At 59.2% G+C, this 25,691-nt stretch carries 20 protein-coding genes and 1 pseudogene; 7 read left to right on the top strand and 14 right to left on the bottom strand.

Annotation, left to right across the window (positions count from 1 at the left end; all coding sequences use genetic code 11):
• Positions 1 to 16 precede the first annotated feature (16 nt).
• From NHU87_RS13995 to NHU87_RS14005, 3 genes are all read left to right on the top strand, one after another.
• Entirely contained in the window at positions 17 to 574 is a 558-nt protein-coding gene (locus NHU87_RS13995) for an Hsp20/alpha crystallin family protein (protein ID WP_253549302.1), read from the top strand.
• A gap of 324 nt (positions 575 to 898) precedes the next feature.
• Positions 899 to 2,725, top strand: a complete 1,827-nt coding sequence (gene ftsH, locus NHU87_RS14000) for an ATP-dependent zinc metalloprotease FtsH (protein ID WP_253549305.1) — start codon at positions 899 to 901, stop codon at positions 2,723 to 2,725.
• Between the two features lie 176 nt (positions 2,726 to 2,901).
• Complete coding sequence (locus tag NHU87_RS14005) at positions 2,902 to 4,722, top strand: DAHL domain-containing protein (protein ID WP_253549308.1); 1,821 nt, start codon at positions 2,902 to 2,904, stop codon at positions 4,720 to 4,722.
• Between the two features lie 195 nt (positions 4,723 to 4,917).
• Here NHU87_RS14005 and NHU87_RS14010 read toward each other — a convergent pair whose 3' ends face one another.
• Positions 4,918 to 5,736, bottom strand: coding sequence for an aldo/keto reductase (locus tag NHU87_RS14010; protein ID WP_253549554.1), 819 nt, complete (start codon positions 5,734 to 5,736; stop codon positions 4,918 to 4,920).
• Between the two features lie 122 nt (positions 5,737 to 5,858).
• Positions 5,859 to 7,142 carry an NTP/NDP exchange transporter gene (locus NHU87_RS14015; RefSeq protein ID WP_253549311.1) on the bottom strand — a complete coding sequence of 428 codons (1,284 nt, stop codon included), beginning with the start codon at positions 7,140 to 7,142 and terminating at the stop codon, positions 5,859 to 5,861.
• A gap of 122 nt (positions 7,143 to 7,264) precedes the next feature.
• Between NHU87_RS14015 and NHU87_RS14020 the strand changes: the two genes are divergently transcribed.
• Positions 7,265 to 8,053, top strand: coding sequence for an alpha/beta hydrolase (locus NHU87_RS14020; protein WP_253549314.1), 789 nt, complete (start codon positions 7,265 to 7,267; stop codon positions 8,051 to 8,053).
• A gap of 1 nt (position 8,054) precedes the next feature.
• On the opposite strand, the gene NHU87_RS14025 is transcribed toward NHU87_RS14020, so the two are convergent.
• From NHU87_RS14025 to NHU87_RS14070, 10 genes and pseudogenes are all read right to left on the bottom strand, one after another.
• A complete protein-coding gene (locus NHU87_RS14025) occupies positions 8,055 to 8,567 on the bottom strand; it encodes a DUF6644 family protein (RefSeq protein ID WP_253549318.1) in 513 nt (170 codons plus the stop codon).
• A complete protein-coding gene (locus NHU87_RS14030) occupies positions 8,567 to 8,917 on the bottom strand; it encodes a DUF6152 family protein (RefSeq protein ID WP_253549321.1) in 351 nt (116 codons plus the stop codon). Before NHU87_RS14030 ends, NHU87_RS14025 begins: the two co-directional genes overlap by 1 nt.
• 70 nt (positions 8,918 to 8,987) lie before the next feature.
• Positions 8,988 to 9,305, bottom strand: a complete 318-nt coding sequence (locus NHU87_RS14035; RefSeq protein WP_253549324.1) for a hypothetical protein — start codon at positions 9,303 to 9,305, stop codon at positions 8,988 to 8,990.
• Between the two features lie 316 nt (positions 9,306 to 9,621).
• Positions 9,622 to 10,601, bottom strand: a pseudogene (locus NHU87_RS14040) (PDDEXK nuclease domain-containing protein).
• Between the two features lie 154 nt (positions 10,602 to 10,755).
• On the bottom strand, positions 10,756 to 11,580 hold the full coding sequence (locus NHU87_RS14045; RefSeq protein WP_253549327.1) for a YfaP family protein: 825 nt from the start codon (positions 11,578 to 11,580) through the stop codon (positions 10,756 to 10,758).
• A gap of 3 nt (positions 11,581 to 11,583) precedes the next feature.
• Positions 11,584 to 13,203, bottom strand: a complete 1,620-nt coding sequence (locus tag NHU87_RS14050) for a DUF2300 domain-containing protein (RefSeq protein ID WP_253549330.1) — start codon at positions 13,201 to 13,203, stop codon at positions 11,584 to 11,586.
• Position 13,204: 1 nt separating this feature from the next.
• A complete protein-coding gene (locus NHU87_RS14055) occupies positions 13,205 to 17,779 on the bottom strand; it encodes an alpha-2-macroglobulin family protein (RefSeq protein WP_253549573.1) in 4,575 nt (1,524 codons plus the stop codon).
• Complete coding sequence (locus tag NHU87_RS14060; protein WP_409373040.1) at positions 17,776 to 18,414, bottom strand: DUF1175 domain-containing protein; 639 nt, start codon at positions 18,412 to 18,414, stop codon at positions 17,776 to 17,778. Before NHU87_RS14060 ends, NHU87_RS14055 begins: the two co-directional genes overlap by 4 nt.
• Positions 18,411 to 20,123: a DUF2138 domain-containing protein gene (locus tag NHU87_RS14065; protein WP_253549332.1), complete on the bottom strand. Its 1,713-nt coding sequence runs from the start codon at positions 20,121 to 20,123 to the stop codon at positions 18,411 to 18,413. The genes NHU87_RS14060 and NHU87_RS14065 overlap by 4 nt, the downstream gene beginning before the upstream one ends.
• Before the next feature lie 35 nt (positions 20,124 to 20,158).
• On the bottom strand, positions 20,159 to 20,950 hold the full coding sequence (locus NHU87_RS14070; RefSeq protein ID WP_253549335.1) for a YfaP family protein: 792 nt from the start codon (positions 20,948 to 20,950) through the stop codon (positions 20,159 to 20,161).
• 440 nt (positions 20,951 to 21,390) lie between these two features.
• Between NHU87_RS14070 and NHU87_RS14075 the strand changes: the two genes are divergently transcribed.
• On the top strand, positions 21,391 to 22,140 hold the full coding sequence (locus NHU87_RS14075) for an SDR family oxidoreductase (RefSeq protein WP_253549338.1): 750 nt from the start codon (positions 21,391 to 21,393) through the stop codon (positions 22,138 to 22,140).
• 8 nt (positions 22,141 to 22,148) lie between these two features.
• On the opposite strand, the gene NHU87_RS14080 is transcribed toward NHU87_RS14075, so the two are convergent.
• Positions 22,149 to 23,507, bottom strand: coding sequence for an MATE family efflux transporter (locus NHU87_RS14080; protein WP_253549341.1), 1,359 nt, complete (start codon positions 23,505 to 23,507; stop codon positions 22,149 to 22,151).
• A gap of 189 nt (positions 23,508 to 23,696) precedes the next feature.
• Between NHU87_RS14080 and NHU87_RS14085 the strand changes: the two genes are divergently transcribed.
• Positions 23,697 to 24,257 (top strand): nucleotidyltransferase family protein, encoded by a 561-nt coding sequence (locus tag NHU87_RS14085; protein WP_253549345.1) that lies wholly within the window; start codon positions 23,697 to 23,699, stop codon positions 24,255 to 24,257.
• 122 nt (positions 24,258 to 24,379) lie between these two features.
• Positions 24,380 to 24,685 (top strand): NIPSNAP family protein, encoded by a 306-nt coding sequence (locus NHU87_RS14090; RefSeq protein WP_253549348.1) that lies wholly within the window; start codon positions 24,380 to 24,382, stop codon positions 24,683 to 24,685.
• 149 nt (positions 24,686 to 24,834) lie between these two features.
• On the opposite strand, the gene NHU87_RS14095 is transcribed toward NHU87_RS14090, so the two are convergent.
• Positions 24,835 to 25,407 (bottom strand): hypothetical protein, encoded by a 573-nt coding sequence (locus NHU87_RS14095; protein ID WP_253549351.1) that lies wholly within the window; start codon positions 25,405 to 25,407, stop codon positions 24,835 to 24,837.
• Positions 25,408 to 25,691 lie beyond the last annotated feature (284 nt).

Raw genomic sequence — 25,691 nt, forward strand, 5'->3', positions numbered from 1 at the left:
ATAGGAGGAATGAAAAATGGCCAATGTCGAGAAAAAAATGCCGGTGCAAACCGGCACTGAAAACGAGAACGAAAAAACCGATCAGCAACCGCTGGCAACAGACCCTTGGCGGCCCTTGGAAAAACTGCGTCAACAAGTCGATCACCTGTTCGAAGACTTCAATCGCGGCTCGGCCCTGACGCCTTTTCGGCGTGGACTGTTCGATGTCGAACCGTTCTGGAGTCGGGAATTTATCGGTCGCAGCCTGCCTGCGGTGGACATTACCGAGAAGGATGAGAGCTTCGAAATCACCGCTGAATTGCCAGGCATGGATCAGGAAAATATCGACATCAAATTGTCTAACGGCAATCTGATCATCAAAGGTGAAAAGAAAGAGGACAAGGAAGAGAAAAGAAAGGGCTATCACCTGTCAGAACGTCACTATGGCTCCTTCCAGCGGGCATTCAGCCTGCCCAAAGGGGTTGATGCCGACAAGATCGAAGCGAATTTCAGCAAAGGCGTGCTGAGCATTTCGCTGCCGAAGAAGCCCGAAGCCATGAATGCGGACAAAAAGGTGCAGATCAAATCCAGCTGAATCCGAACAGTCCTCGCGAAACAAAAAAGCCCCTTGTCGGGAAACCGGCACGGGGCTTTTTTCATGTGGTCTAAAAAATAACCGGGCGGGCCGGCTAATGCCTGTCAGTTGCCGCAACATATTCTCTGTAGCAGCTGCCGAGCCCGCGAGGCTGCGTTCGGCTGCGAAGCAGTCGTGAAACCAGAGATTGCAGTGTGTCAGGCAGACCGCGTCAGTCGGATTCACGACTGCTTCGCAGCCGAACGCAGGCTTCGCCAGCTGCTACACGGCATCAGGGGCGCGCTCGTTATGAACGCCCCTGCGTTCTCACGCTGAGCCAAGGCCATGAAAAAGAACGAACAGTGGAACCTGTCCTACTTCGCGATCGCTTTTATCGTGCTGAGCCTCATGCAGATATTTTTTGGCGAGCGCCAAGCGGTGCAGCCTCTCCCCTACAGCCAATTCCTGCAGTTGTTGAACGAGCAAAAAGTCAGTGATTTACAGGTCGATAAAGACCAGATCAGCGGCAAGTTGCAAGAGCCCATTGACGGACGCGACCGGTTCTCCACGGTGCGGGTCGATCCGGCGCTGGCGACCGAACTGTCTCAATCGGGCGTCGGTTTTACCGGAACCACCGAAAACACCTTTATGAGCAGCCTGTTGGGCTGGTTGTTGCCGTTTATTCTGATCATGGTGTTCTGGAGTTTCCTGTTGCGCGGGATGGCGGACAAACAAGGCCTTGGCGGGCTGATGAATGTCGGCAAGTCCCGGGCCAGGGTCTTTGTCGAGCGCGACACCGGGGTGACCTTCGCCGATGTCGCGGGCATCGACGAAGCCAAGGCTGAACTGGTGGAAATCGTCTCGTTCCTCAAGGACACGGCCCGATATGAACGCTTGGGCGCGCACATTCCCAAGGGCACCTTGCTGGTCGGCCCGCCCGGCACCGGCAAGACGCTGGTGGCCAAAGCCATCGCCGGTGAAGCCGGTGTGCCGTTCTTCTCGATCTCGGGGTCCGAGTTCGTCGAGATGTTCGTCGGGGTCGGGGCTGCCCGGGTACGCGACCTGTTCGAACAGGCACGCCAAGCGGCGCCCTGCATCATCTTCATCGATGAACTCGACGCGCTGGGCAAGATGCGCGGCGTCGGTACGCTGGGTGGCAATGACGAAAAAGAACAGACCCTCAACCAGTTGCTGGCCGAACTGGACGGCTTCGATCCCCGTGAGGGCGTCGTGTTGCTGGCCGCGACCAACCGGCCGGAGGTCCTCGATCCGGCGCTGTTGCGGGCTGGCCGCTTCGACCGGCAGATTCTGATCGACCGTCCCGATCGCAAAGGGCGGGAAGCGATCCTTAAAGTTCATTTGCAGAAAGTCACCGTAGAGCCAGGGCTCGATGGCGCGCGTATCGCTGAAATCACCACCGGTTTCACCGGCGCCGATCTGGCCAACCTGGTGAACGAAGCGGCCATCGTCGCCACCCGGCGCGGTGCCGAGGCGATCAACCTGAACGACTTCACCGCGGCGGTAGAACGCCTTATCGCGGGGCTCGAACGCAAGAGCAGCCTGCTCGATCCCGAGGAGCGCCGGGTGGTGGCCTATCACGAAATGGGGCATGCCTTGGCCGCCAGCACGCTGCCGGCGATGGACCCGGTACATAAAGTGTCGATCGTGCCCCGCGCCATCGGCTCGCTCGGCTATACCCTGCAGCGACCGACCGAGGATCATTTCGTCATCAGTTGCCAGACGCTCAAAGACCGGATTGTGGTGCTGATGGCCGGCCGCGCTGCCGAGTACCTTGCCTTTGGCCAGATCTCCACCGGGGCCGCCGATGATCTGGGCCGCGCGACCGATATCGCCCGGCAATTGATCACCCGGTTCGGCATGAGCGCCGAACTCGGGCAGTCGGTGCTGGAGCGGCAAAACGCAACGTACCTGGGAGATCGCATGGCCACGGTGGGCGAGAAGGATTATTCGGAACAGACCGCCCGGGAAATCGACCTGGGTATTCGCGCCCTGCTCGATGAAGCCTATCAACGGGCCAAGGCATTGCTGGAAAGTCGCCGGGCAGACCTGGATGAGGGGGCCCGCCTGTTGTTGGAAAAGGAAACACTCACACCCGAGGAATTTCCGCCTCTGCTGCCGCTGAAACCAGCCCCGGCATTACCGCTACCGTGACCGTGATCGATTGTGGGAGGGGAGTTCATTCAGTGTTTTTCCGACGCTGTCCGCCAACAACGCTAGGCTTACAAACAATGTGGTGATTATCGCCATTTTGCAGGGAGCGCAAAAATGGAAATCATTAACCGTTGGCAAGACCTCTCGCTCAGGATGGCCCAGGGAGGAATGTCGCAATGAAGCGTTCCAATCATTACAAATGGACTGCCCTGGGCGTCATTGCGCTGACCCTTTTCAGCGTACTGATATTTTTGCTGATCAAATCCTATTCCTACGACACATCGACCTACTTCGAGTCGCGCGACTTCGTTCGCCAACTCAAGCAGTTCGATGCCAATTGGAACGTGAAGATTCTAAGAGCAAAAATCGGCATGAACAACAACCTGCTTCTGGTGGCGCATCCTGAAGCAGAGCCGCGATGGGAACAACTCGACAACCTCAATGCTACCGGCCCACTTTCGACCCTTTGGCAATCTCGACGGCAGGGTTATCTGGATGCACTGGAAAACAAAACCCGATTGGTTGAGCAATTCAAACAGCACAACACCATGTTGCGAACTTCACTGGATGCCTTGCCTGAGATCGAAGATGACATTCAGGCATCGCTGAAAGACCTCAGCGACAAACAGCCATTGGAGCTTGTAACGGCGTCCGCCCAGGTGTTCGATATTACGTTGACAACACTCGAATACGCGCTCTATGTATCCCGTGACAAAGCTGAAGAGATCGCCCATCAGCTAAATGAACTCAGTGAATACGTCGAGCAACTGCCACCAGAACGACGCCTGCCTTTCACTGCATTTGTCGAGCATGTAAACGCCATCGTTCGAGAGCAGCCAATCGTCAATGACCTGCTCGATCGCATCAGTGTGATTCCGGTCGCACAGCAACTGGACAGCATCAACGAATTATTGAACGAGACCCAACGGCGCACCGGCGCGACAGACCGCCAATATCACCTTTATCTCGGGATATGCGCCGGCATCATGGCGCTGCTGTTGTTGTACCTGGCGGCCCGGCTGGTTCGCAGTTATGCCGTGATCAACAAGATGAACAACGAGTTGCAAACGGCAAACGAGCGACTGGAGCAACGCGTCGAGGAGCGCACCCGCGAGTTGATCGAGGCCGAACGTGAACTGGTCGATGCCGCGCGCATGGCCGGCATGGCGGAGATCGCAACCAATGTGCTGCACAATGTCGGCAATGTGCTGAACAGCGTTAACGTCTCGGCAGATTTGATCACCCGCAAATTGGCGATGAGCAAAACCCTTGGATTGGGCAAAGCGGTAAACATGATGAACGAACATGCCGAAGACTTGGGGCAGTTCATGACCTTCGATGACAAAGGCAAACTGCTTCGCGGTTACCTCAATCAACTGGTCGACTCCATCGCGACCGAGCAGGCGAGCATCGTCGACGAACTGTCACAACTCACCAAAAGCATCGATCACATCAAGGACATCGTTTCCACTCAACAGGCCTATGCCGGCGCGGCCAGGCTGGTCGAGCCGTTGAACGTCGTCGATCTGTTCGAGGATGCGTTGCGCATGAATTCCGGCGCCTTGAGCCGGCACCATGTCGTCGTCACCAAGGACTATCAGGACACGCCAACGATCATCGGCGACAAACACCGGCTGCTGTTGATCCTGATCAATCTGATCAGCAATGCCAAATATGCGATGTCCAAGGTCAGCGACCATCAGCGGCATATGACGCTGGGCATCAAGGTTATCGATAACGTAACACTGCGCCTCAGCGTAGAAGATCAGGGCGAAGGGATCGCTGCCGAGAACATCACCCGCATCTTCAATCACGGTTTCACCACGCGCAAGGAAGGTCATGGTTTTGGCCTGCACAGTTGCGCGCTCGCGGCGGTAGAGATGAACGGGCACCTGCGTGTCCATAGCGATGGACCGGGCCATGGCGCGGTTTTCACTCTGGAGATTCCGCTGGAGACTGCCGACGCGATGCCGACCGCTGGAATGTCAGTCAGTTAAGCCTTTTCAGCAGCGACGCGCTCCCTTGTAGCAGCTGGCGAAGCCTGCGTTCGGCTGCGCAGCAGTCGTAAAATCAGGCACCGCAGTCCGTCAGGCACACTGCGCATTCAGGGTTTACGACTGCTTCGCAGCCGAACGCAGCCTTCGGCAGCTGCTACAGATTACGTTGCGGCCTAACGAAACCTGCCAACACGACTACCCCACCAAGGCCATCAACTGTTGGCGCTGCGCATCCGTCAGCATCGGGCCGAAACCGGCACCGGCGTTTTCCGCCATGTAACGCGGGTTACTCGTGCCGGGGATGACACAGGTCACCGCCGGATGAGCCAGCAGGAACTTGAGCGCCAGTTGCGCCCAACTGCTGACCCCCACTTGCGCGGCCCATCCCGGCAGCGGTGTGCCTTTCAATCGAGCGAGCAAACTGCCGCCGCCGAAAGGCCGATTACAGATCACCGCCACACCGCGCTCGCGACACAGCGGCAGGATTCGCTTCTCGACACCACGGTCGTCCAGGGCATAGTTGATCTGCAAAAAGTCCATCGGCTCGGCTTTCAACACGGCCTCCACTTCGTCATAGGCCGACGCGGTGTAATGGGTGATGCCGATGTAGCGGATGCGCCCTTCTGCCTTCCATTCGCGCAGGGTGGGCAGGTGGGTTTTCCAGTCCAGCAGGTTGTGAATCTGCATCAGATCGATACGGTCGGTCTGCAGCAGCTTGAACGACTGTTCCATCTGCGCGATGCCTTCTTCGCGACCACGGGTCCAGACCTTGGTGGCCAGAAACGCAGGCGAACGAGGTCGATGGATCGACAGCAATTCACCGGTCGTCTGCTCGGCGCGACCATACATCGGCGAGCTGTCGATCACCGTGCCGCCCTTCTCGAACAACGCGATGAGCACGGCGGGCAGCTGCTTGTAGGCAGCGTCGGAAGGCGCGACATCAAAGCCGCGATAGGTGCCCAACCCGACCATGGGTAACGGCTCGTTGCTGGAAGGAATGGCTCGGGTCAGCATGTTCTTGCCTCCTGTTTCCGTCGACGGCGCCGATGCAGCAAAGGCCGGATCGAAGGTGAAGACCGCCGAAACACCGGCAGCCAGCGTGAGTAGTCTTCTACGCGTGAAGACAGCAGGATCGGTCATGGAATTCCCCCTGACTGTTCATTCATGGTCGCCTTTTGCTCCTGTCGTCTGGCCAGCCACAGGCATAACCAGCCCCACAGCCCGGCGAACGGCACAATCATCACCGCCACCAGCCCAAACCCCGCGCCCAGCGCCGTCAACCCGGCGGAGAGCCAGCCACTGGCGGCATCGCCGCCGCGATACACCAGGGTTTCGATCACATTCTTGGCCTTGTACTTTTCCTCGCGGCTCACCACCGTCCACAGCACTTCTCGCGCCGGGCGCACGATGGCGAACTCGACGGCGCGACGCAGCCCTTGCGCCAGCGCGACGGTTGCAGGCACGGGCGCCAAGGCCATGGCGCTGAACGCCACAATCGTCGCCAACGGCAATGCCACCAGCGCCCCGCCGATACCGATCAGGCGGATCAACGGCGCGGTCAACAGCAGTTGAAATAGCAACGTCAGCGCCGACACGATCAAATCGACCACAGCGAAGAATTGCGTCCTGCTGGCCACATCAGCATAGCTGCCAGCCACAATCCGTCCCTGTTCGAAATACAGCAAGGTCGCGGCACTGGTGTGCAACAGCATGAACAGCACCAGCCCCATCAGATAGCGCGAGCGCAGGATCAGCGTGATCCCGGCCAGCATGCTGCCGCCCATGCGCCGCTCATCCAGCCAGTGGCTGCCGGACTGCGACGCTGTGCGCGACAACAGCGCCCGATAGCAACGCACCGCACATTCCAGCAACACGGCCGCCGCAATGGTCAACGCCACCGGCCCAAGATTCGTGGCCATGGTCGCCGCCAGCAACGGCCCGATGAACGTGCCCAGGGTGCCGCCCGCCGCAATGAAACCGAACAGCCGCCGCCCTTGCTCGCTGGAAAAGCGGTCGACCAGCACGCTCCAGAAAATCGACACGATGAACAGGTTGTAGATGCTGATCCAGACGAAAAACACCCGCCCCACCGCCACCGGCGCAATGTGATTGGCGATCAGCACACCAAACACCAGCATCGACAAAGCAATCACGCGATAAATCAACGGCACGAAACGCATGGCAGGCAGCCGCGAAACCAGCGCGCCGAACAGCGGCACCATCACCAGCATCACCACAAAAGTGGCGGTGAACAGCCACTGCAACTTGTCGGCACCGCCCTCCAGGCCCAAGGCGTCGCGCAAGGGTCGCACCAGGTAATAACTGGCGAGCACGCAGAAATGGAAGGCGAAACCCAGCATCAGGGCCGTTCGTTCGGACGGCAGAACCTTGACCCATTTCAGCGCGCCGGTGGCTGTCATGGCGCATCGCCCGGATACAAGCGTCGAACCTCAGGCATCGGTGCGCTCCCCGTATGGCAACTATCGATGTACTACACTCTGACAGCGCTCAAGCGATAGCCGTCGTCAGGCCAGAGCAGTCCATGTCGTCCACTAAACTTAGCCGAATGTCGCGAACCCTGATGTCTCTCTTCGCATTCGTTGCCGTTGCGTATCTGATGCTCTGCGCGGCGCTGTTCGTGTTTCAGCGCGCCCTGATCTACTACCCGCAGCCACGCGCCATCGACGCGCCCGAAACACTGCTGACGCTGCAAGTCGCCGATGCACAGGTGCGGGTGACCGTCAGGCCGCACGACGGCCCGAAGGCGTTGATCTACTTCGGCGGCAATGCCGAAGACGTTTCCCGTAATCTGCCCGACTTCTCGCAAGCCTTTGCGGATCATGCGATCTACTTGCTGCATTACCGAGGCTACGGTGGCAGTTCCGGGTCGCCGTCCGAGGAAGCGATTCAGCGCGATGCCATGACCCTGTTCGACATGGTCTACAACACCCATCCCTCCATCGCCGTGGTGGGTCGCAGCCTGGGCTCGGGCGTCGCCGTGCGCCTCGCCAGCCAGCGCCCGGCTTCGCGGCTGATTCTGATATCGCCTTACAGCAGCCTTGAAGACCTCGCCGTACGCCAGTTCCGCTGGTTCCCGGTGAAGTGGCTGCTTCAGGACAAATACGAATCGTGGAAATACGCCGCACACATCACCATACCGACGCTGTTGATCGCCGCCGAGCACGACGAAGTCATACCGCGCTCAAGCACGGAACGGCTCTACATGCATTTCGCCAAGGGCGTGGCCACGCTGCAGGTGATACCGGGCACGGGCCACAATTCGATATCCGAGAGCCCTCTTTATCTAAAGATGCTGGGTGCTGCGTTGTGAGTCAGGTGTAGGCCAATAGACGGCCGCAAAACACCACGGTGACCCATAACCCCATCGAAAGCACTGCCTGCACTTTTGCAATGGCCGGTGCCGCGACGCCTGTGTTCCATCGGCTGACTGAACGGTATACACCCACGTGGAAAAGCGCTGCATTGACCCCCGCCGTAGCTATCAGGCTCAGTTTCAAAATGAAAATATTATTGGTAGCGAAGTCATGGGGATGGGCGGTAAACATCATCAGCCCAGCCGGCACGATCAATAGCAGGGCAGCGAGGGACCATCTCAGCAGATGGCGAGCCAGGGCCGTCACCGCAATGTCCTTGGACAGCCCAAGCACCCGCAGATCGAACATGAAGACCGAGCCCACAAGCACCACGAAGCCAATGATATGAACCACCTCGACGATCGGGTACAGCCACAGCTCGCCGCGCATGGCCAGCCCAAGCCGCGAGTCATCCAGACAGTCCAGCCAGCTGTCCGGACCTGTTCCCGCGCGGGCACTTGTGGTGTCCATCAGCGCAACTCGGTGGTTTTATCGCCGATGGTGATGCGTTCGGCTCGCAGTTCTTCAGGTTTGTTTCGATTCGGATAGCCGACCACAGTAGCCGTCGTACCGACATTCAGCATGTCCTTCGACAGCCCACGGTTCTCCATCCGCGATGGCGGGGCCAGAACGATGACCCACGTCTTGTCGGCTGTTTTGAGACGCAAGAGCCCGTGCGGATGGGAATAACCGGATTCCTCGATGGTTCCGTTCAGCTGCATGGAGTTGCTGGAGTCGTATTCACTCCAGCCGTGATGAGCGAACGCCGCAGTGGCCACCAACAGCGATGACAGTCCGATGCTTCTGAGCAAGGCTTTCATGATGCGGTCCTCCTGTTGCAGTCATTGATTAACATCAGTCATGCGAGAACAGCGTAGCCCGAACAACCGATCAATCGTCGTCGCATTTGACCTCTTTCTTGTACTCATCCCGCTTGGCTTCGATCTTGACCTTGCAGCCACGCTCCCGGTATTCGTCTTTCCACTCGCCACGACGCCAACTGGCGCCGCGGCCATTCGGGCATTTGATCTCTTCCTTGTATTCATCGTTTTTGGATTCGATCTTTACCTTGCATGGCCCGTCCCAGTACTCGTCCTTCCACTCGCCCCCTTCGCGCCCGCCTCGCCAGTGATCCGCTGACGCCGGCGTCAACATGACTGAGCCCATCGCAGCCAACATCCACACGCCCAGCATGGGTCTCGCGCTCATTTCACTTCCTCTGCAATTGAAGGCGATATGCCTGCTGCTGATACGACAACGCTTTGCGGCAGGTTTCTCCGTTGGCGAGACGAAACTGTGGGCTGATCGTCGGAAAGGAAACACGTTATCTACATCGCTGACTGGGCTCTGGGCGAGACTTAATCTCACTTTGGTTTTGTGCTGGAATGACTGGCCTCATCGCGGGCAAGCCCGCTCCCACAGGTATCTGCTTTGACCAAAAGATTTGTGAACGACACCGATCACTGTGGGAGCGGGCTTGCCCTCGATGAGGCCCGCAAGAACACCCTCAAATATAACCGCTGGTTTACTCGTCAGCATTCAGCGCATAAAACTCATGCAACTTGGCCTGCAACAGTTTCTTGTCAGGCAGTTGAGTCTGATATTCCGCGATCAATGCCGGTGAAAGTGAACGGTTCAGGGCGTACTCGACGACTTCGTCATCTTTGCTGGCGCACAGCAAGACCCCCAAGCGCCGGGTTTTCATGGGGTTTGCGGACATTGCGATCCAAAGCTTCAAGATAGAAGTCCAGCTTGCCGAGGTATTCTGGCTCGAAGCGCCCGACCTTGAGCTCAATCGCCACCAGGCAATTGAGCCCGCGATGGAAGAACAGCAGGTCCAACGCAAAATCACGACCGCCAACCTGCAACGGATTGAGAACCAATGAAACAAAAGTCACGCCCCAGCTCGATCAGAAAATCCCTGAGCCTGCGCAGTAACCCGCCATGCAAATCAGCCTCGACATGACCGTGCGCCAAATCGAGAAACTCGACCATGTAGGTGTCCTTGAACACGCTCAAGGCTTCGGGATGCATTTGTCTCACCAGTGGTGAGACTTTTAGGGGACTGATGACGCTACGCTCGAATAATGCGGCTTTGAATTGGCGCTCCAACTCCCGGCTCGACCACTTCCTGAATCGCCATGCGCAGGTAAAACTCACGCTCTTCCGGGCGTTTGCTTTGGTTGAGAATGATCAGGTTTTGGGTCCAGGGCAATTGTCGCAGCAGTGCTGCGACAATTGCCTCATGCCTGTATGCCTCGTAAAACTTGCGCATGCGAAAGAGATTAGCCCTGGTAAAACCACGCAATCCCGGCTGAGTACGCGCGAGGTGAGTAGCCAGCTGAGCGACCACTCCATCCCCCACTCCGCCGCTTCGATCTTCCGGCTGATGTAAGCCCCGACCTGCCAGTGCAATTCAATCAACTCGGTATTGACTGCCTGCACCGCTCGCCTTGTAGCAGCTGGCGAAGCCTGCGTCCGGCTGCGAAGCAGTCGTAAAATCAGGCAACTGGTTCTTTCAGGAGGACCGTGTACCCCGCATATGCGAGGACTTCGCCCTCGAACGCAGCCTCGCGGGCTCGGCAGCTGCTACAGATTGGGTAAAGTCTGCCAATTTTGATTTGCCTGGCCCAAGCCAATAGTCGCAGCACTGCTGCGACTATTTCATTCTCGGATAACTAAACCCCTTAACCAACGTCAACTCCCCCACCGCCCGCATCGGCACCAGGAACGTTTCCATCTTCTCGTTCGGCGTCCCCTCCTCCGTAATCACCGTGATGTGCGCAGTGGTCAGCGCCTGCTGTGCCTCTTCCTGCCCCTCCTCATCACTGCGATACCCACCACCGTAGTAGTTCACGTACACCTGATACTGCCCCTTGATCGGAACAGGCATGGCGAAGATTTCCGGGCCGTAGCCGGTGGTGACGTCGACGTCGAGTGCGCCGCCGTTGGCCGCGACGCGGTCGCCGTACCAGATGTGGCCGCCGTCGGGCGTGACGACATGCAGGTCGAGGTCGGTGCCGTCGCTGTCCCAGGCCAGCAGCACGCGCAACTTGGCCGGGGTGGCGCCGCCGCTGGTGTTGAGGAACTGGGTGCGGTGGCGTTGTTGCCCATCGGGGCTGCGGACCTCAACGCTGTTGCTGCCGTTGGGGAATGAGAACGGGCGATCGTAGCGGCCGGCGGGGTCGATTTTCAGCGGCATGCTGACGCCGTTGACGATGAGTTTTCCGGGCTCATTGCCCTTGGGGGCGGATTTGATCTGGCCGGTGATGCGAGCAGTCTTGGCCTGCCCCACCGGTGTGTTGACCGAGGACGCCGGGTAATTGACTGGCTGACGGAAGTTTTCGCCTTCACCTTCGGGCGCGCCCGTGTGCCAGCCGCCGACGGGCGTGTCGAGTTTGACCGCGCTATCGGCGGCGAACGTGGTCGGCCATACGCAAAAAGAACAAAGGAACAGGAGGACCTGTGGGTAACGGAGTTTCATGGCCTATTCCAGCAAGAGGTGGCGGGCGAGCCCTTCGATGTAGGTTTCATCCTGGCCGTTGGGGTGTGCTTCGAAGGCCAGGTGCAGGTATTCGTGGGTCAGGTCGAGGCGGTCTTGCAGCGACAGCACGCCGCGCACGTAGATGCGCTGGCGTTCGCGGTCGACAAAAGGACGGCCGAAGGCCAATCGGCAGACGGCGAAAGTGCCGACTTCGTTGTAGCCGATCTCACTTTCGAGGCGTTGACGCCAGCCGCGGCGTTGGCTGAGCAGCCAGTCTCGGGCGGCGGGCAGCGCTTCGCAGGAAGCGACGGGATTGTCCCAGCGGCTGAGGCTGGCGCGCGGATAAGCGTGCAGCAGGATGGCGTCGTAGCGTTGACCGGCGTTGGCCTGTTCGACGGCTTGCTGCCAGGAGAGTTTGTCCGGCCCCGGTTGGTCGGAGTGATAGGTGACGGTGCTGCCGGCGAGGACCAGATCGCTGGTCCACGCAGCGATGTTGCGCGACTCAGGCGCGGCCGGGCGTGGGGCGACGCGCTGTCGACTGCTGCTGTCATCGATGCTCAGGCAGTCGCCGTTGCGGGTAGCGTTTTGCAGCAGGTAGGTGCGGATCGCGACGCTCAGGGCTTTGGCGGCTTCGGCAGGTTCCGGTCTGGCTTCGCGCTGCAGGACGCGGGCGACGTATTCTTCGCGGTCGAGGCGAGCGACCAGTTTGTCTTTGAGCAAGAACAACTCGCCGTCGCTGTGAATATCCAGTTGATTGCCGTTGGTGAACTCGACGCGATAGTCGCCTTGCAAGGGCCCGGGCGCTAACACGCGATCCCCCGACAGCACGCGTTTCAGCGGATAACGCGCGAACAGGCCGACCTCGACGCACTTCCCCGCCTCGGCGGGCCAAGACGAAGGCAACACCGTCGCCAGTGCCTGACCGTAATTGCGCAAGACCATTTGACTGGTGCCGCGCCCACCGGCCCAGATCGGTGTGCCATCCGCCGTCCAGCCAGCAAATCCGCCCTGACGCGATGAAGGATCCTGATCCCCCAGCCAGCTCCAGGTTTTCACCCGCAACCGGCCACCGAGTTCGCCCACAACATTGCCGTCAGCAGCATTCAGCACCACATCGAGCAACACCCTTCGGGCCTGATCCTGCGCCGGCATCACGGCCAATACCTTCAGCAACTCAGCCACCGAAACCCGGGTCTGCGGTTGCAACGACGGCAAATCCAGCAACCACTTCGGTGCTTGTCTCGCCTGCCAATACTCGCGCCACTCAGCGCCAGCAATGCCCAGACGCGCAGGCTCAAAGTACAAGCCGCAGGACTTCACCAACGCCTGATCGCGATCGATCTTGCCGCCCGCGGTGCAGCAATAAACCTCTTCCTTCGATTGCCCGCGACATTCATAAGCCGGTTCACGCGCGCCGGTGTCCACTAGCCAGCCGTAGACAAACAGCTTCCACAAACTGCCCAGCGGCGTCTGCAGATCAGCTGGCAATGGCTCGCGCGCGATCACCTGAGTCCGGCTCAATGAAAGCCATTCACCCTTGAAGCCCAGGCGCAACGGCTCGTCCTGCGCTGTCGCTAGCGCAGGCATCAAACACAGCAACAACCAGACCAAACGCCGAGGCATATCAGTGAACCGTGACCTGACCGAGCGCCGGTTTCTGTTCCTGAGCCTGGTTCTGCGGTGCGTAGACCTGAGTGAATCGCACCGGCGGCAGATTGAACTGACCCTTTTGCGAGAAGCGCACCAGATGACGCAGGCGCAACTCACCGCTCAAGGCATCCACCGGGATCGCGTAGGCCATTTGCCCCGGTTCGAAACGGGCCTTCTCCAGCGCAGTCGGCTCAGTGCCGGTCTTGCCCATCAGCTTGATGCCCCACGTGGTGCGCTCGACGTCCGCGCCCGGTGGCAGCGGCACTTCGAGCATGCCGTAGCGCAGCGGCTTCGCGGCTTTGCTGGTGATGATCAGTTCGTCCAGGTACAGGCTGTCGCTGGACAACGGTTTGCTGCCGACCGCTTCGAGTTTGAATTCGAACGCTTCGTCACCCGGCACCAATCGCGACAGGCGACGGGTGATGGTCACGGCCATCGGGGCCACCGGCGGTTGCTTGCTCTGGAAGCTCAACGCGGCGCGAAGCGGGCGTTCTTGCTCCCCGGTCAGCGACAACATCGTCGGCACGGGCGCAGAACCCTGCCACGTCCAATACATCTCACCGGTATCACCGTGCTCTTTCTTCCAGCCTTCACCCGGTGCCAGTGCGATGGTCGGTGAGGCCTGTTCGATGCTGCGTTGCAGCCAGGTCAGCGCCAAGGCGCGTTCCAGGGTCGATTGCTGCGGCAACAGACGTTGCAGCAACGCTGGCGCATGCGCCTGATCGAAGGCTTGCAGCGACAGGTTCAGCGCTTCGACAAACGGTTGAGAGCTGGCGGCCACGTGTTGTTGCGCAGCCTCCAATTGACCATTGAACGCCGACGGCAGATTGACCTTGGCCTGACGCGCCAAGGATGCAGTCAGCACTCGAGCGCTGGCCAGTCCCAATGCCGAATCCGGATCGTTCATGACCAGGCTCTCTGCGCCGTCGTCCATCATGCTCGCCGCATGGCCTTCGCCGGCTTTCACCAGGTCGTCGATCAAACCGCTGAGCAGTGTGTTCACCGGCAATTGCATCTGTTTGGCAAACGACAGAATCAAGGCCCGCTGCAACAGCGGCGTGTTCTGCGACTGCTTGGCGTACACCTCCAGCACCCGCTGCCAATGCTCCGGCGGCAAGCTCAGTTCCAGTGCTTTGCTGGCGTGCCAGTCGGCGTAATAGGCATACGCGGTGAGGAACGCATCTGGCTCACCGTCATAGCCCCACCAGGTGAAGCTCGCCGATGGGCCGGCCATTTGCACCAAGCGCAGGCGGCTGTTTTGCATGGTCAAACGCAAGCGATCGCGGATCTGCGGGTTCGACGACAAGGTCGGATAAGCGATGCTCAGCGGCAGCAAACGGCTGGCGGTTTGTTCGACGCCGCCGTACGGATAGCTCAGCAGATCATCAAGCGCCGAACGGAACAGCGCTTGCGGACTGTCATCCAGACGCAGACGAATATCCGTGGCGTCTGCCGGCAAGGTCAGCGGCGTATCACCGCTGGCCACGTCCAGACTTTGACTCTGAGTCACCTGCCAGCCTTCGCCGGTCGCGGTCAGACGCACGGCCAGGGCATCCGCGGTTTTGCCGTCCTGCACCAGCTCGGCGGTCCACTCGCCATTGGCCACTGTGAACGCTGGCAATGCGATGTAGTTGATGCCGTTGTTCAACGTGACCGGCACACGTTGTTCGGCGCCAGCGTAATGAATCACCAGCTCAGCCTTGACCGGTTTCTCGGCCTGACTGAACGCGAACACACCGAGATCCGGTTTGTCGCCGTTGCGGAATTTGCTCGGGCCGCTCCACTTCAGGTACAGCGGTTTTTCCGAGCGAACGAACTGCTTCTTCTGCCCGACCTGGCCGTCATCGGCGATGGCCCGGGCGGTGATGCGCCAGCGGGTCAGAGAGTCCGGCATTTTGAAGGTAAAGCGGGTTTTGCCATTCGCATCGGTGATCAATTCAGGCTGCCACGCGGCGGTGTCGACGTCTTCGCGACGCGGCCGCTCCAGCACTTTCACGCCACGCTCGCTGCGATTGGCTTTACCCGGCGCGCCAGGGCTGCCCGGCAATGCCACGTCGTAGCTGATGAACGATAAACTGGCGCTGGTGCGCACGTTGTTGCGGCGCGGGTGATAGAAGAATTGATCGATGGTCGGGGCGACTTCCGGTTGCAGCGCGTAGACCATTTCATCGACCACGCTGACCGTCAGGTGCGCCGGAATCGGCTTGCCGGCGAACTGAGTGGTCAGGTCAACCGACACGGTATCGCCGGGCTGATATGCCTCTTTGTCGGTGGTGATTGCCACGTCGATTTGCGGCGCGATCACCTTGATGCCAGCGTTCTGGAAGCTGTATTGGCCACCCTTGGTGTAAAGAACCGAGAACGTCAGGTTCGGCGCGAAGTTGTCCTTCACCAGGATGCGCGCGCGGTATTGGGTGTCGCTGATTTTTTCCATCTTCAGCCAGTCGCTGCCCTTGGACAGCAGCGCGGTGGCCTCGACCTTGTCACGCTCAAGCGACAACAGCGCATCAATGATCGGCTCGGGGAAAGTGATCAATGCGAGGGCTTCTTCGCCGGCCTTGTACTCGGGCTTGTCGAGGACGATTCCCACGGTACCGGGCACGGCTTTGACGCCATCACCAGTGACCGAATGACCGGTCGCGCCAAGTACGCGGCCATGGTCATCCTTCAGTGTCAGGTTGTAAGTGCCCGGGCGGTCGAAGGCCAGAGTGAAGCCTTTATCTTTGGCGCCGAGTTTACCTTCGCCAGTGGTTTGATCTTCGAGTCGCACCCAGCTGTAGCTGCTCGGGTTGACCGCTTTGCTCTGCTCGCTGCCACCTTCGTTGGCATAGCTGAATGCAACCTTGCCGCCCACCGCGCTGAACCGTTGCGGCGCGCTCAAGCGGAAGCTCGCAGCACCGCGGTCGATGAGGATTTCCTTGGTGGTCTTGACCCGATACGCCGCGCCGTCACTGGCGAACACGGTGAGCATGTAGCGGCTCGGTTTCTCGGCGGCGGGCAGATCGAGGCTCGCGTTGCCCTTGGAATCGGTGGTCAGTTCGGCGCTGGTCAACTCCACCGGGAATTGCCCGAGGTATTGCAGTTCGTTATCGACCATCGACAATTGTTGGGCGCGCAAGCTCAGGCTCACCTTGGCATTGGCCACCGGCTTGCCGTCCGGGTACAGCAACACCAGACTGCCCTTCACCGGTTCGCCGGTGCGGTAATCCTGCTTGGCCAGGTTCAGGGAAATCTCGAAGTGCGGCTTGATGTATTCAGCGACACGGAAGGCACTGCTGTAGGCCTGATCCTTGTAGCTGAAACGCAGTTCATAACCGCCCGCCACCGCGTTGTCCGGCAACTGGAAACGGCCCTGGGTACCGGCCTTGGAATCGAGTTTCAGCGCCAGCGATTGCAGCGCAGTGCCAGTGGCGTCGAGTATGGTGACGTTGACGTCGGCAGCGCTCGGTGCCACGGAGTCCCGCGCATTCTTGAACTCGCGACCGACGATTTTCAGCGACACCCAATCCCCTGGCCGATACAGCGGGCGGTCGGTGAAGGCATAGAGTTTGGTGTCGTAGATTTCGCTGTCGTAATAGAAGTTCTCGGAGACGAACACCCCGCCCTCTTCGTCTTCGCCGATCACGAACGAACGCTCCGGGCTCACGTGTTTCAGACGCAGCAAACCGTCGACGTCAGTCGCGCCACTGCTCATCACGCCCAGGCCGTCGGTCCACAGCACATTGACCTTGGGCACCGAACTGCCTTCGTGTTTGCGCGCGGCCCACACCAGCAATTCATCGCCGGCAATCTTGCTCACGGCCACGGTGTTAGAGACGAAAACCATGGTGGTCGCGCGGTATTTGCCGATCAACGCTTCCACCAGATACAGGCCCGGTTTCAGGTTGCCCAACGGGATGTACACGTTGCCCGGCGAGACACTGACGAACTCGCTGGAAGAGCCGGCCAGGTTCACACCCTCAGGCGGCTGGATCGGTTTGGCTTGCCACAGCGGATAACGGAATTGACTGACCACCGGCAGGCCCGGAATCAAGGCGAATTGCGGCTGAGCGTCGTAGGGCGTTGGCGCGGCGATGGCGGTGCCCATCTTCAGCTCCGGCACTTCCTCGGTAACTTGTTTGCGCGACTCGTAGGAAAACGCCCGTTGCATCACCCGACGGGATTTGCGATACCAGTTGTCCCACAGGTACGCGAGAGTGTTCGACAGGCCTTCGCCCTTGAACTGGCCATCGCTGACCACGCGGTGCAGGTTCTTCTGGCGCTTGAGAAAATCCAGCGGCTTGTCGATGCGATACACACGAATGTCCGCGCCGCCGTAAGGCTCCATGCGAAACCGGCGATAGTCACGGCCCGGCGCTTCGAGGCGAACCATCGCCTGTTCGTCGCTGGCGAAACTGCTGTCGGCCAGCAGGAAGAAACTCTCACCGGCCACCGGTGTATAGCCGCTCGGCTCGACAGTGTCTTCGGCATTGACCGTGGTTAAAGGCGCCAGCAGCGCCAGCAGCAGTGGAATTCGAGAGCAAATGCGCAGCATGCGGGCACCGATCATTGGGAGAGGAAGTTCAATCGATAGACGCCGATGAAGTTGGGGTTGGCTGCGTCGGGTATCCATCGGGTGTCCTTCCATGTCATGAGTTGTTGCAGGCTTGCGGAGCGCATGCCGTTGTCGGTGGGGGTGGTGGTGCCGGTGTGATAGGCGATGAAACGGCCCATCCAGATCATCAGGTGCTGGTCGTCGCCCTGATCGAAAAACATCAAGTCGCCGGGCCGGGCCTGGGCCAGATCGCGACCGACCAAGTGACTGTTGAACTGAATCAGTTTGATCGCGTTGACGTAGGGCCCGACCTTGCCGCCGCCCTGCTGCCATTGCTGGGCGAGGCCGCGTTGGGCGTCGCTCAGTTGCAGTTCCGGCGGCAAGTAGCGATTGGACAGGCCATTGCTGCGCAGCCATTTGTCGTCATGGACTTTCAGCGCTTCGTTGGCGGCAAACCGCACCAGCCCGGCGCAGTCCTGCTGATACCAGCGCGGGCTCGGGCCTTGGGTCAGTTGTTCCTGGGCGATGCGCACGAACCAGGCGCGGAATACCTGGGATTGCTGCGGGTCGAGCGCCGGGGCTTCGCTGGCAAAGGTGCGAGTCCCCAGCAACAACGCCAACAGGCCGAGGCCTCGGATGAGTGCGGTCACAGGGCTTTCCACTCCAGCGGCAGCCACTGCCAATGGCCGTCGGGCTCGCTGCCTTTGGGCAAGGTCAGAGCATATTTGCCATAGCCGCCGAGGGTGCGCAGTTTCGGGATCAGGTAGGTTTGCGCGGCGTTGTAAAACACCGGCTCCATGTCTTGCGGCAGGCTGTCGAGGGTTTCCTGCTGCATCAGTTGCGCCATGGAATCCGGGCCGAAATAGATCGGCATCAGCAGGTCTTTCGGCAGCACGTCAGCCAGCGGAGGGAAGCGTTTGTCGAGGGTGCCGAGGGCTTTGTCGACCAGTTTGTCGTCGAGGGAGAACAACAGCGTCGAACCGTGGCGAGCCAGGCTTACGCGCATAAAGGCTTTGCCGGTGATCGCGTCCGGTTGCTCGGCATCCTTGGCCTTATAGGGACCGAAGTTGGAGCTGACCTGGCGCTGCCACTGATGGGTCTGACCTTCCTGTTTTTCGACCACCGGGAACGCCTGATCAGGGACTTTGCCTTCATAGGCACCCACCATCGAGCCGAACAGGTTGCCCAGGTCGCCGTCGAGTTTGGCGCTCTCATCGTCGTTCAAGCTGGCCACCAGCAGCGGCGTGTACAGCCGCGAATCGGCGTACCAGCACAAGCCCGCGGCACCGGCCATCTGTTCGGTCAGGGCTTGGGCCACGGCGTCGTCGGCACCAAGTTTCACCAGCAGCGGTTTCTGTTGCTCGGCGGCCAATGGCAAGGCCACGCAGGCGCTGGCGCCCATCGGCATGGCTTGCCAGATCGGTTTGAAGTCGAAGTCTGGCTGATTTTCCAGTTCGTCCATGGCGAGGAAGCTGTGCCAGCCCTTGTCGTCCATGTCGAAACGCAGGCCGGCGAAGTTCGGGATGAAGCGCTGGTAACCCATGGCGAGAACGCTGGAATTGACCGAGAGGCGCTGTTTTACCTCGGGCGTACGCGGTGGCAGGCCGAAGGCTTCGGGGAACAGTTTGTCGCCGTTGAGCAAGGCGGCGATGGCTTTGGTCGAAACGCTGCCGGTGTCCTCCGAGGCGCCGTTTTCCGGATCGTAGAGCTTGGCCGGATTGGACAGCACCACCAGTTTGTCGCCATGGGAGGCGAACACCAATGACTTGCTGGCGTTGTAGTTGAGCTGATAAAGCGTGACGGCATCGGTGCCGACTTTTACCTCGCTGAGTTTGCTCAGCTGCGTATCACCCAGCGCCACTTTCGCCAGCGGCTCCAGCACCTTGGCCAGCCCGCCGCGATCCATCACCAACAGGAAATCCTTGAGACGCCCATCCGCCCCGCGCCACAGCGCCACATCCGCCGGTTGATCGAAGAGTTGCTCGATCAGGCTGTCCTGCAACTTCAGGTCATGCTCGTAAATGATCCGCCGCAGACTGCCAATCAAGCCGAGACGGTCGGCGTGGGCTTCGTAATAGAAGACGAAATCTTCGGTGAGGGTTTCCTTGAGAAACGGCACCGCCAGCAGATCCTTGGGCAGTTGGCTCAGGGAATGGGTTTCGAGCAAACCGTCCGGCCGGCTCATGCCCAGTTTGTCACTCGCCAGTTGCGCAGGCGGAGCCTTGGGTTTGTTCAGGAACCACCCTAACCCGCCTGCCACCCCGGCCACCAGGCACAGCCCGATCAGCAGCGCCGGCCAACGACGAGGAGTTTTGGCAGCAGGTGCGTCGGCGGCCGGGGAAACAGTCTTATCACTCATGTTCACAAACCCAATTCATCCGTGGTGCGGGATGTTTAATAGTTGAAAGTCTTGACCAGCAGCAGGTCGCCGATCGCCCGCAAAGGCACGATGAAGGTCTCGCGTTTTTCGTCGACGGTATTTTCGTTGAGCACCAGATTGATTTGCGAGGTGATCACCTCGTTCTGGTTGCTGGTCTCATCGAAGTTATAGCCGCCGCTGCCGAAGTTGCCCCAATAGTTCACGTAAACCAGGTAGGTGCCATGCATCGGCGCGGTCATGGTGAACATTTCCGGGCCGGGGCCATCGACCCCGTCCGGGTCCAGCCCGCCGCCATTGCTCATCGCCGGGCGAGCCCAGAATGCATGCTGGCCGTCGGGGGTAATGATGTGCAGATCGAGTTCGGCCTTGGGATCGTCCCAACCCAGCACCACGCGAATTCGCGCCGGCGTGCGCAGGTTGTTGGCTTCATAGAATTGAACGCGCTTGAGCGACTTGCCCTCGGAACTGCGTACTTCGACGCTGTTGGACCCGGCGCCGAACGCATACGGCCGGACAAAACGCCCTTGGTCGTCGGTGTACAAATTCAGGGGATTGCCGTTGACCGCCAGGCTGTGGGGCGGACGAAGCGTGCCGAGAGCCTTGAGCTGGCCTTCGATCATCGTGCGATTGCGCTGCACACCCCGGTCGATGGGCGGCGTGGGATAGGCAACTCGAGGATTTTCACTGCGGTCCAGCAGGCCGTGATAACGCCAGCCGCCCACCGGTTCCGACAACTCAGCCGTGGGCTCGGCCCATGCGACTTGGACGCAGACCAGCGTGATCAGCAGTGAAAGAACACAACGCATGTAACGCCTCCTGCCATGCATAACGAAACCTGACGCCCGATCCTCGGCGCGGTGTTTGATCTGACTGAACCGTAGCAGCTGCCGAGCCTGCGAGGCTGCGTTCGGCTGCGTAGCAGTCGTAAAATCAGAACTTGCAGTCTCTCAGGCCGACCGCATCTGCCGGACTCACGACTGCTTCGCAGCCGAACGCAGCCTCGCAGGCTCGGCAGCTGCTACGTAGAGTGCGTCGCGGCTGAAATTGCTTAACTGACTGGCATTACGCCACAGGCCGGCAATATAACATCGCCAGCAGTCCATTTTGCCGATCTTTTTGTGAACAGGGCGGGGTTTTTCCGATAACCCGATCGTCGCCCCCGTCACCCTCTCACGTATTCCGGGTCTTTAATGGTTGCAGGATTTAAAGCCACCGCAACCTCTGCACACGCATCGGAAGACTGGACATGAAAATCGTCGTCATTGGCGGTACCGGGCTGATCGGCAGACACCTCTGCAAAAACCTGCAAACCCTGGGACATGAAACCCTGGCCGCATCACCCAGCACCGGCGTCAACGCCCTCACCGGCGAAGGATTGCAAGACGCCCTGCAAGGCGCCGACGTGGTGGTCGACGTGGCCAACTCGCCCTCTTTCGAAGACGCCGCCGTGCTCGAATTCTTCGAAACCAGCGGGCGTAACCTGCTTGCCGCCGAGAAAACCGCAGGCATCAAACACCATGTCGCCCTCTCGGTGGTGGGCACCGAGCGCATGCTCGACAGCGGTTACTTCCGGGCGAAAATGGCGCAGGAAACACTCATCAAAAACTCAGGCATCCCTTACACAATCCTGCGGGCCACGCAGTTCTTCGAATTCATCGGAGCCATTTCTTATTCAGGCGTGCAAGAAGGCGACACCGTGCGTTTGACCTCCGCCGAGCTACAACCGATTGCCGCGGTCGATGTCGCGACGGCGCTGGCGAAAGTGGCCGTGCAAGCGCCGAGCAACCAGACCCTGGAAGTGGCCGGCCCTGAGCGCTGGCCGCTGGTGGAATTCGTGCGCCTGTTTTTGCAACACACCAACGACCCGCGCCAGGCCCAAGCGGACGACACCGTCCCCTACTTCGGCGCACCGATCGATGACCACTCGCTCACGCCGGGAGAGCACCCCATCATTGGGCCGACGCGCTTCGAGACCTGGCTCAAGAGCAGCGTTTGACGCTCCATCTATACCAAGCGCTCGATCTTCTGATGCTGCCAGACCATTTTGTAATACAGCGTCTGCAGCATCAGCATGCCCAGATAGGCCACCGGAAACGCCATCCACACCCCTTGCAACCCAAACCGCGCATCCAGCAGATACGCCACCGGCAACTGCACGCCGACCACGCAAACGATCGAAATCGCCACCGGCACCAACACCGTGCCGCTGGCGCGCATGATGCCGCCGACAATCGCCTGAAAGCCAAACACCAACAGACTCCAGAGCATGATGTGCAACAAGTGTTCGGCCATCGCCCGCGTGGAATCATCCGTGAGGAACAACCCCAGCAACCAGTGCGACAGCAGGTAACCCAACACCACCAGGCCACCGGTCAGGCACACGTTGATCAACAGCCCTGTGCGCAAAATCGGCCCCATGCGCTCGATGCGCCCGGCGCCGATGGCCTGCGCACCGAGGATCGACGCCGTGATCGCGATCGACAACGCCGGGAACTGCACGTAATTGACGATCTGCGTCACCGCCCCGTACGCCGCCGTCGCCTGAGAACCGTGCTGGTTCACCAGTGCCAGAATCACCAGTTCCGACAACGACAGCACCACCATCTGCAACCCGGTCGGCAGCCCGATGCGCAACACCTTGCCGAGGATCTCCAGATCCAGCCGCATCGCCGCCAACATCTCCCGATCCGGCGCCAACGGATGCCCCTTGCGAATCAACCGCCACGCCAGCCACCCCATCGCCGACAAGTTACCCGCCAACCCCGCCCACGCCGCACTCTGAATCCCCATCGGCGGCAACCCCAACCACCCGAGAATCAACGCCGGCGTCAGCGCCAGCCCGACACACGTCGACACCACCAGCGCCAACAATGGCGACAGTGTATCGCTCACCCCACGCAGCAATTGCGTGAACAACACAAACACCAACAGCGACGGCAAGATCCACATCATCACCTGCGCATACGCCACCGCATCGTCCAGCACATCCACCGGCGTCCCCAAACCCTGCAACGCCGGCCGGGCAAACACACTGCCCAACACCGCCGCCACCAACCCGATCATCGCCCCCAACAGCAACGTCGAACCAGCAATCGCCTTCACCAAATGCAACTCGCGAGCGCCCCAGGCTTGCCCGATCAACACCCCAGCGCCCGCGCCGAGCCCGATGACCAGGGCGATGAAGAAGAACACCACCGGGAACATGCCCGATACCGCCGCGAGGGCTTGGGTGCCGAGCATTTGGCCGATGTAGATGCTGTTGATGGTGCCGGACATGGATTGGAGGAAGTTGGAGAGGACCATGGGGGCGAGGAATAGGAGGTAGGTTTGCCAGAGGGGGTGTTGGGAGGTGGGGGTTTGCATTGAGGTTCCGTCTCGGATGGGGGCTGGCATTTTGGAAATTCTACGCTACGGAACTGGGAATAACGTGATCCTATTTTGTGGATTTGGGGAGCAGAAGTAATGTCTGCTTTCGGCCAAAAGCGGACATTAAATAATTCACCCAAGGCCTCGGTCAGGTAAGCTCACCTCCAGTCACCATGGAGGGTATTGATGCATTCACTGACCAACGAGCAAGTACTGGCGATCGCCAAAGGAAATGTCATCAACCAGCAATTGCTGACGCTCCTGCCGACGCTGGAAGTCCCTCACTGCATGCTGACAGCGGGATGTCTGTTCCAGACCTTCTGGAATCATCAAGCAGGACAGCCTGCCGAATGGGGAATCAAGGATTACGACATCGCTTATTTCGATGAGGATCTTTCATGGGAAGCCGAGGATCGAGTGATCACACGGGTTCGCCATGCCTGTTCCCATCTCAACGTCCACGTAGAGGTACGCAATCAGGCCCGCGTTCACTTGTGGTACGAATCCAAATTCGGCGTTGCCTATCCTCAAGTGAGAAAGGTAACCGATGGCATAGATCGCTATCTGATCAACTCGACCTGCCTGGGAGTTGATGTCTCCACAGGGGAGTTGTACAGCACACACGGCCTGGACGATCTTCAGAACAACCTGCTCAGACTAAACGAACTGAACCCTCTGCCTAGCTTGTTTAACCAAAAAGCGGCTAGCTATCGGGAGCGCTGGCCATGGTTGACACTAGTCAGCTAAACGTCCGCTGCGGGTCGTTGCAGCCTCTCGCGACAAGCAGCAGTCAGCCAAAAGCGGTCCACTCGGCGTTGCGCCGTTGGGAGTGTAAAATGGTGGCCTCACCCCTCTCAAAGGACTGACCAGTGATTACTTGCCATGTCAGGTATGCCATTGACCCATACCAACTCCCGGCTTTCGAAAGCTATTCCCGCCAGTGGATCGGTGTTGTGACCCGCATGGGCGGCCAGCATCACGGCTACTTTCTACCGGCTGAAGGTGCCAACAACATTGCTTACTGCCTGTTCAGCTTTGCCAACCTCGCTGAGTACGAGCGCTATCGCAAAGAAAGCGAGCTGGACGAGGAGTGCATCAGATTGGTGGCGGAGGCTACCCAGCAAAGATTTATCTTGAGCTATGAACGCACTTTTCTGCGCCCCGTACTGGATTGAGTTAATTAACCTTTCGGACGTTGGTCGGTTGCACCCTTTTCCGCTATGGGTCGATTGCAGCACTTCGCGACAGGCAAGAATCGGCCAAAAGCAGCCAGTTGCGATCGGCTGCAAACGGTCAGCGACTTGCTGCTTGGCCATGGCAGAGTTCAATTACGTGTTGGCGACCTCCGGCCCAGCAAGTTAGAAAACTCAAATAAAATCCACACCCAAAACGTCAAAGAGAGCAGAAAATACGCAACGCTCCCACCAGTTATCAATAATCGATTTCCCGACATCGTCTTAAGCACATGATATGAGTAACGTAAATCGCTACTTGGCAACACTTGAAACAGCGGGACCAACAAAAGCATTAGCATGAACCCGACGCTCAAAACCCTTACGAGATAGCTTTTACTCTCAATAGGTTGTAATGCATACATATGAAGACGAGTCAATGACATCACAATAGCAGCAATCCATGACAAAATAATCGCCATAGAAAAACTAACCATTATTACCAATGGATACCTTGAGCCTTCACTAATGCTCCCAATATCCTTGTAACAAACTAAAATCATCTGCTGGACCAGCAACCACCCGCCCTCAGCCGTATCGGGCACAAGGGCGCTGACCATTACCAGTAAAAGGAGAAGCAACACAATCACCAGTTTTGCCTGCCCTATGCTGAAAACTGGAAAAAAAATACTTTCCCTGCTGCGTCCATAGCCGTCATCGGACATAACCTAACCTCAGTTGATACTTGTGTATTGTGATCGAGATATGCTAATGCGAGTGTAGACCAGAAAATTCCGGTAAATTAGAAACGCTTAGATCAAGGCACTATCGCGCATGTCGGGACGAAGACCTGCCGCTCGCCAAATTGTAGAGCTCATGGATCGCACCATTGCGCGTATCGAGAGTTGGCATCGAAAATAAGAGAGCAAACTTGCAAGAGCGACTCTACGAATGACCGCTTCGGGTCGTTTTCAGCCCTTCCCGACAGGCAGCAACCGGCCAAGAGCGG

The sequence above is a fragment of the Pseudomonas mandelii genome, assembly GCF_024138395.1.
GTDB classification, from domain to species: domain Bacteria; phylum Pseudomonadota; class Gammaproteobacteria; order Pseudomonadales; family Pseudomonadaceae; genus Aquipseudomonas; species Aquipseudomonas mandelii_E.

Bases quoted from the DNA above. Each gene is read 5' to 3' on its own strand.
- NHU87_RS14045 (WP_253549327.1), bottom strand. From the start codon at position 11,580: ATGAAACTCCGTTACCCACAGGTCCTCCTGTTCCTTTGTTCTTTTTGC.
- NHU87_RS14095 (WP_253549351.1), bottom strand. From the start codon at position 25,407: ATGTCCGATGACGGCTATGGACGCAGCAGGGAAAGTATTTTTTTTCCA.
- NHU87_RS14010 (WP_253549554.1), bottom strand. From the start codon at position 5,736: ATGCTGACCCGAGCCATTCCTTCCAGCAACGAGCCGTTACCCATGGTC.
- NHU87_RS14085 (WP_253549345.1), top strand. From the start codon at position 23,697: ATGCATTCACTGACCAACGAGCAAGTACTGGCGATCGCCAAAGGAAAT.
- NHU87_RS14030 (WP_253549321.1), bottom strand. From the start codon at position 8,917: ATGAAAGCCTTGCTCAGAAGCATCGGACTGTCATCGCTGTTGGTGGCC.
- ftsH (WP_253549305.1), top strand. From the start codon at position 899: ATGAAAAAGAACGAACAGTGGAACCTGTCCTACTTCGCGATCGCTTTT.
- NHU87_RS14075 (WP_253549338.1), top strand. From the start codon at position 21,391: ATGAAAATCGTCGTCATTGGCGGTACCGGGCTGATCGGCAGACACCTC.
- NHU87_RS14035 (WP_253549324.1), bottom strand. From the start codon at position 9,305: ATGAGCGCGAGACCCATGCTGGGCGTGTGGATGTTGGCTGCGATGGGC.
- NHU87_RS14020 (WP_253549314.1), top strand. From the start codon at position 7,265: ATGTCGTCCACTAAACTTAGCCGAATGTCGCGAACCCTGATGTCTCTC.
- NHU87_RS14050 (WP_253549330.1), bottom strand. From the start codon at position 13,203: ATGCCTCGGCGTTTGGTCTGGTTGTTGCTGTGTTTGATGCCTGCGCTA.
- NHU87_RS14005 (WP_253549308.1), top strand. From the start codon at position 2,902: ATGAAGCGTTCCAATCATTACAAATGGACTGCCCTGGGCGTCATTGCG.
- NHU87_RS14070 (WP_253549335.1), bottom strand. From the start codon at position 20,950: ATGCGTTGTGTTCTTTCACTGCTGATCACGCTGGTCTGCGTCCAAGTC.
- NHU87_RS14025 (WP_253549318.1), bottom strand. From the start codon at position 8,567: ATGGACACCACAAGTGCCCGCGCGGGAACAGGTCCGGACAGCTGGCTG.
- NHU87_RS13995 (WP_253549302.1), top strand. From the start codon at position 17: ATGGCCAATGTCGAGAAAAAAATGCCGGTGCAAACCGGCACTGAAAAC.
- NHU87_RS14015 (WP_253549311.1), bottom strand. From the start codon at position 7,142: ATGACAGCCACCGGCGCGCTGAAATGGGTCAAGGTTCTGCCGTCCGAA.
- NHU87_RS14055 (WP_253549573.1), bottom strand. From the start codon at position 17,779: ATGATCGGTGCCCGCATGCTGCGCATTTGCTCTCGAATTCCACTGCTG.
- NHU87_RS14065 (WP_253549332.1), bottom strand. From the start codon at position 20,123: ATGAGTGATAAGACTGTTTCCCCGGCCGCCGACGCACCTGCTGCCAAA.
- NHU87_RS14080 (WP_253549341.1), bottom strand. From the start codon at position 23,507: ATGCAAACCCCCACCTCCCAACACCCCCTCTGGCAAACCTACCTCCTA.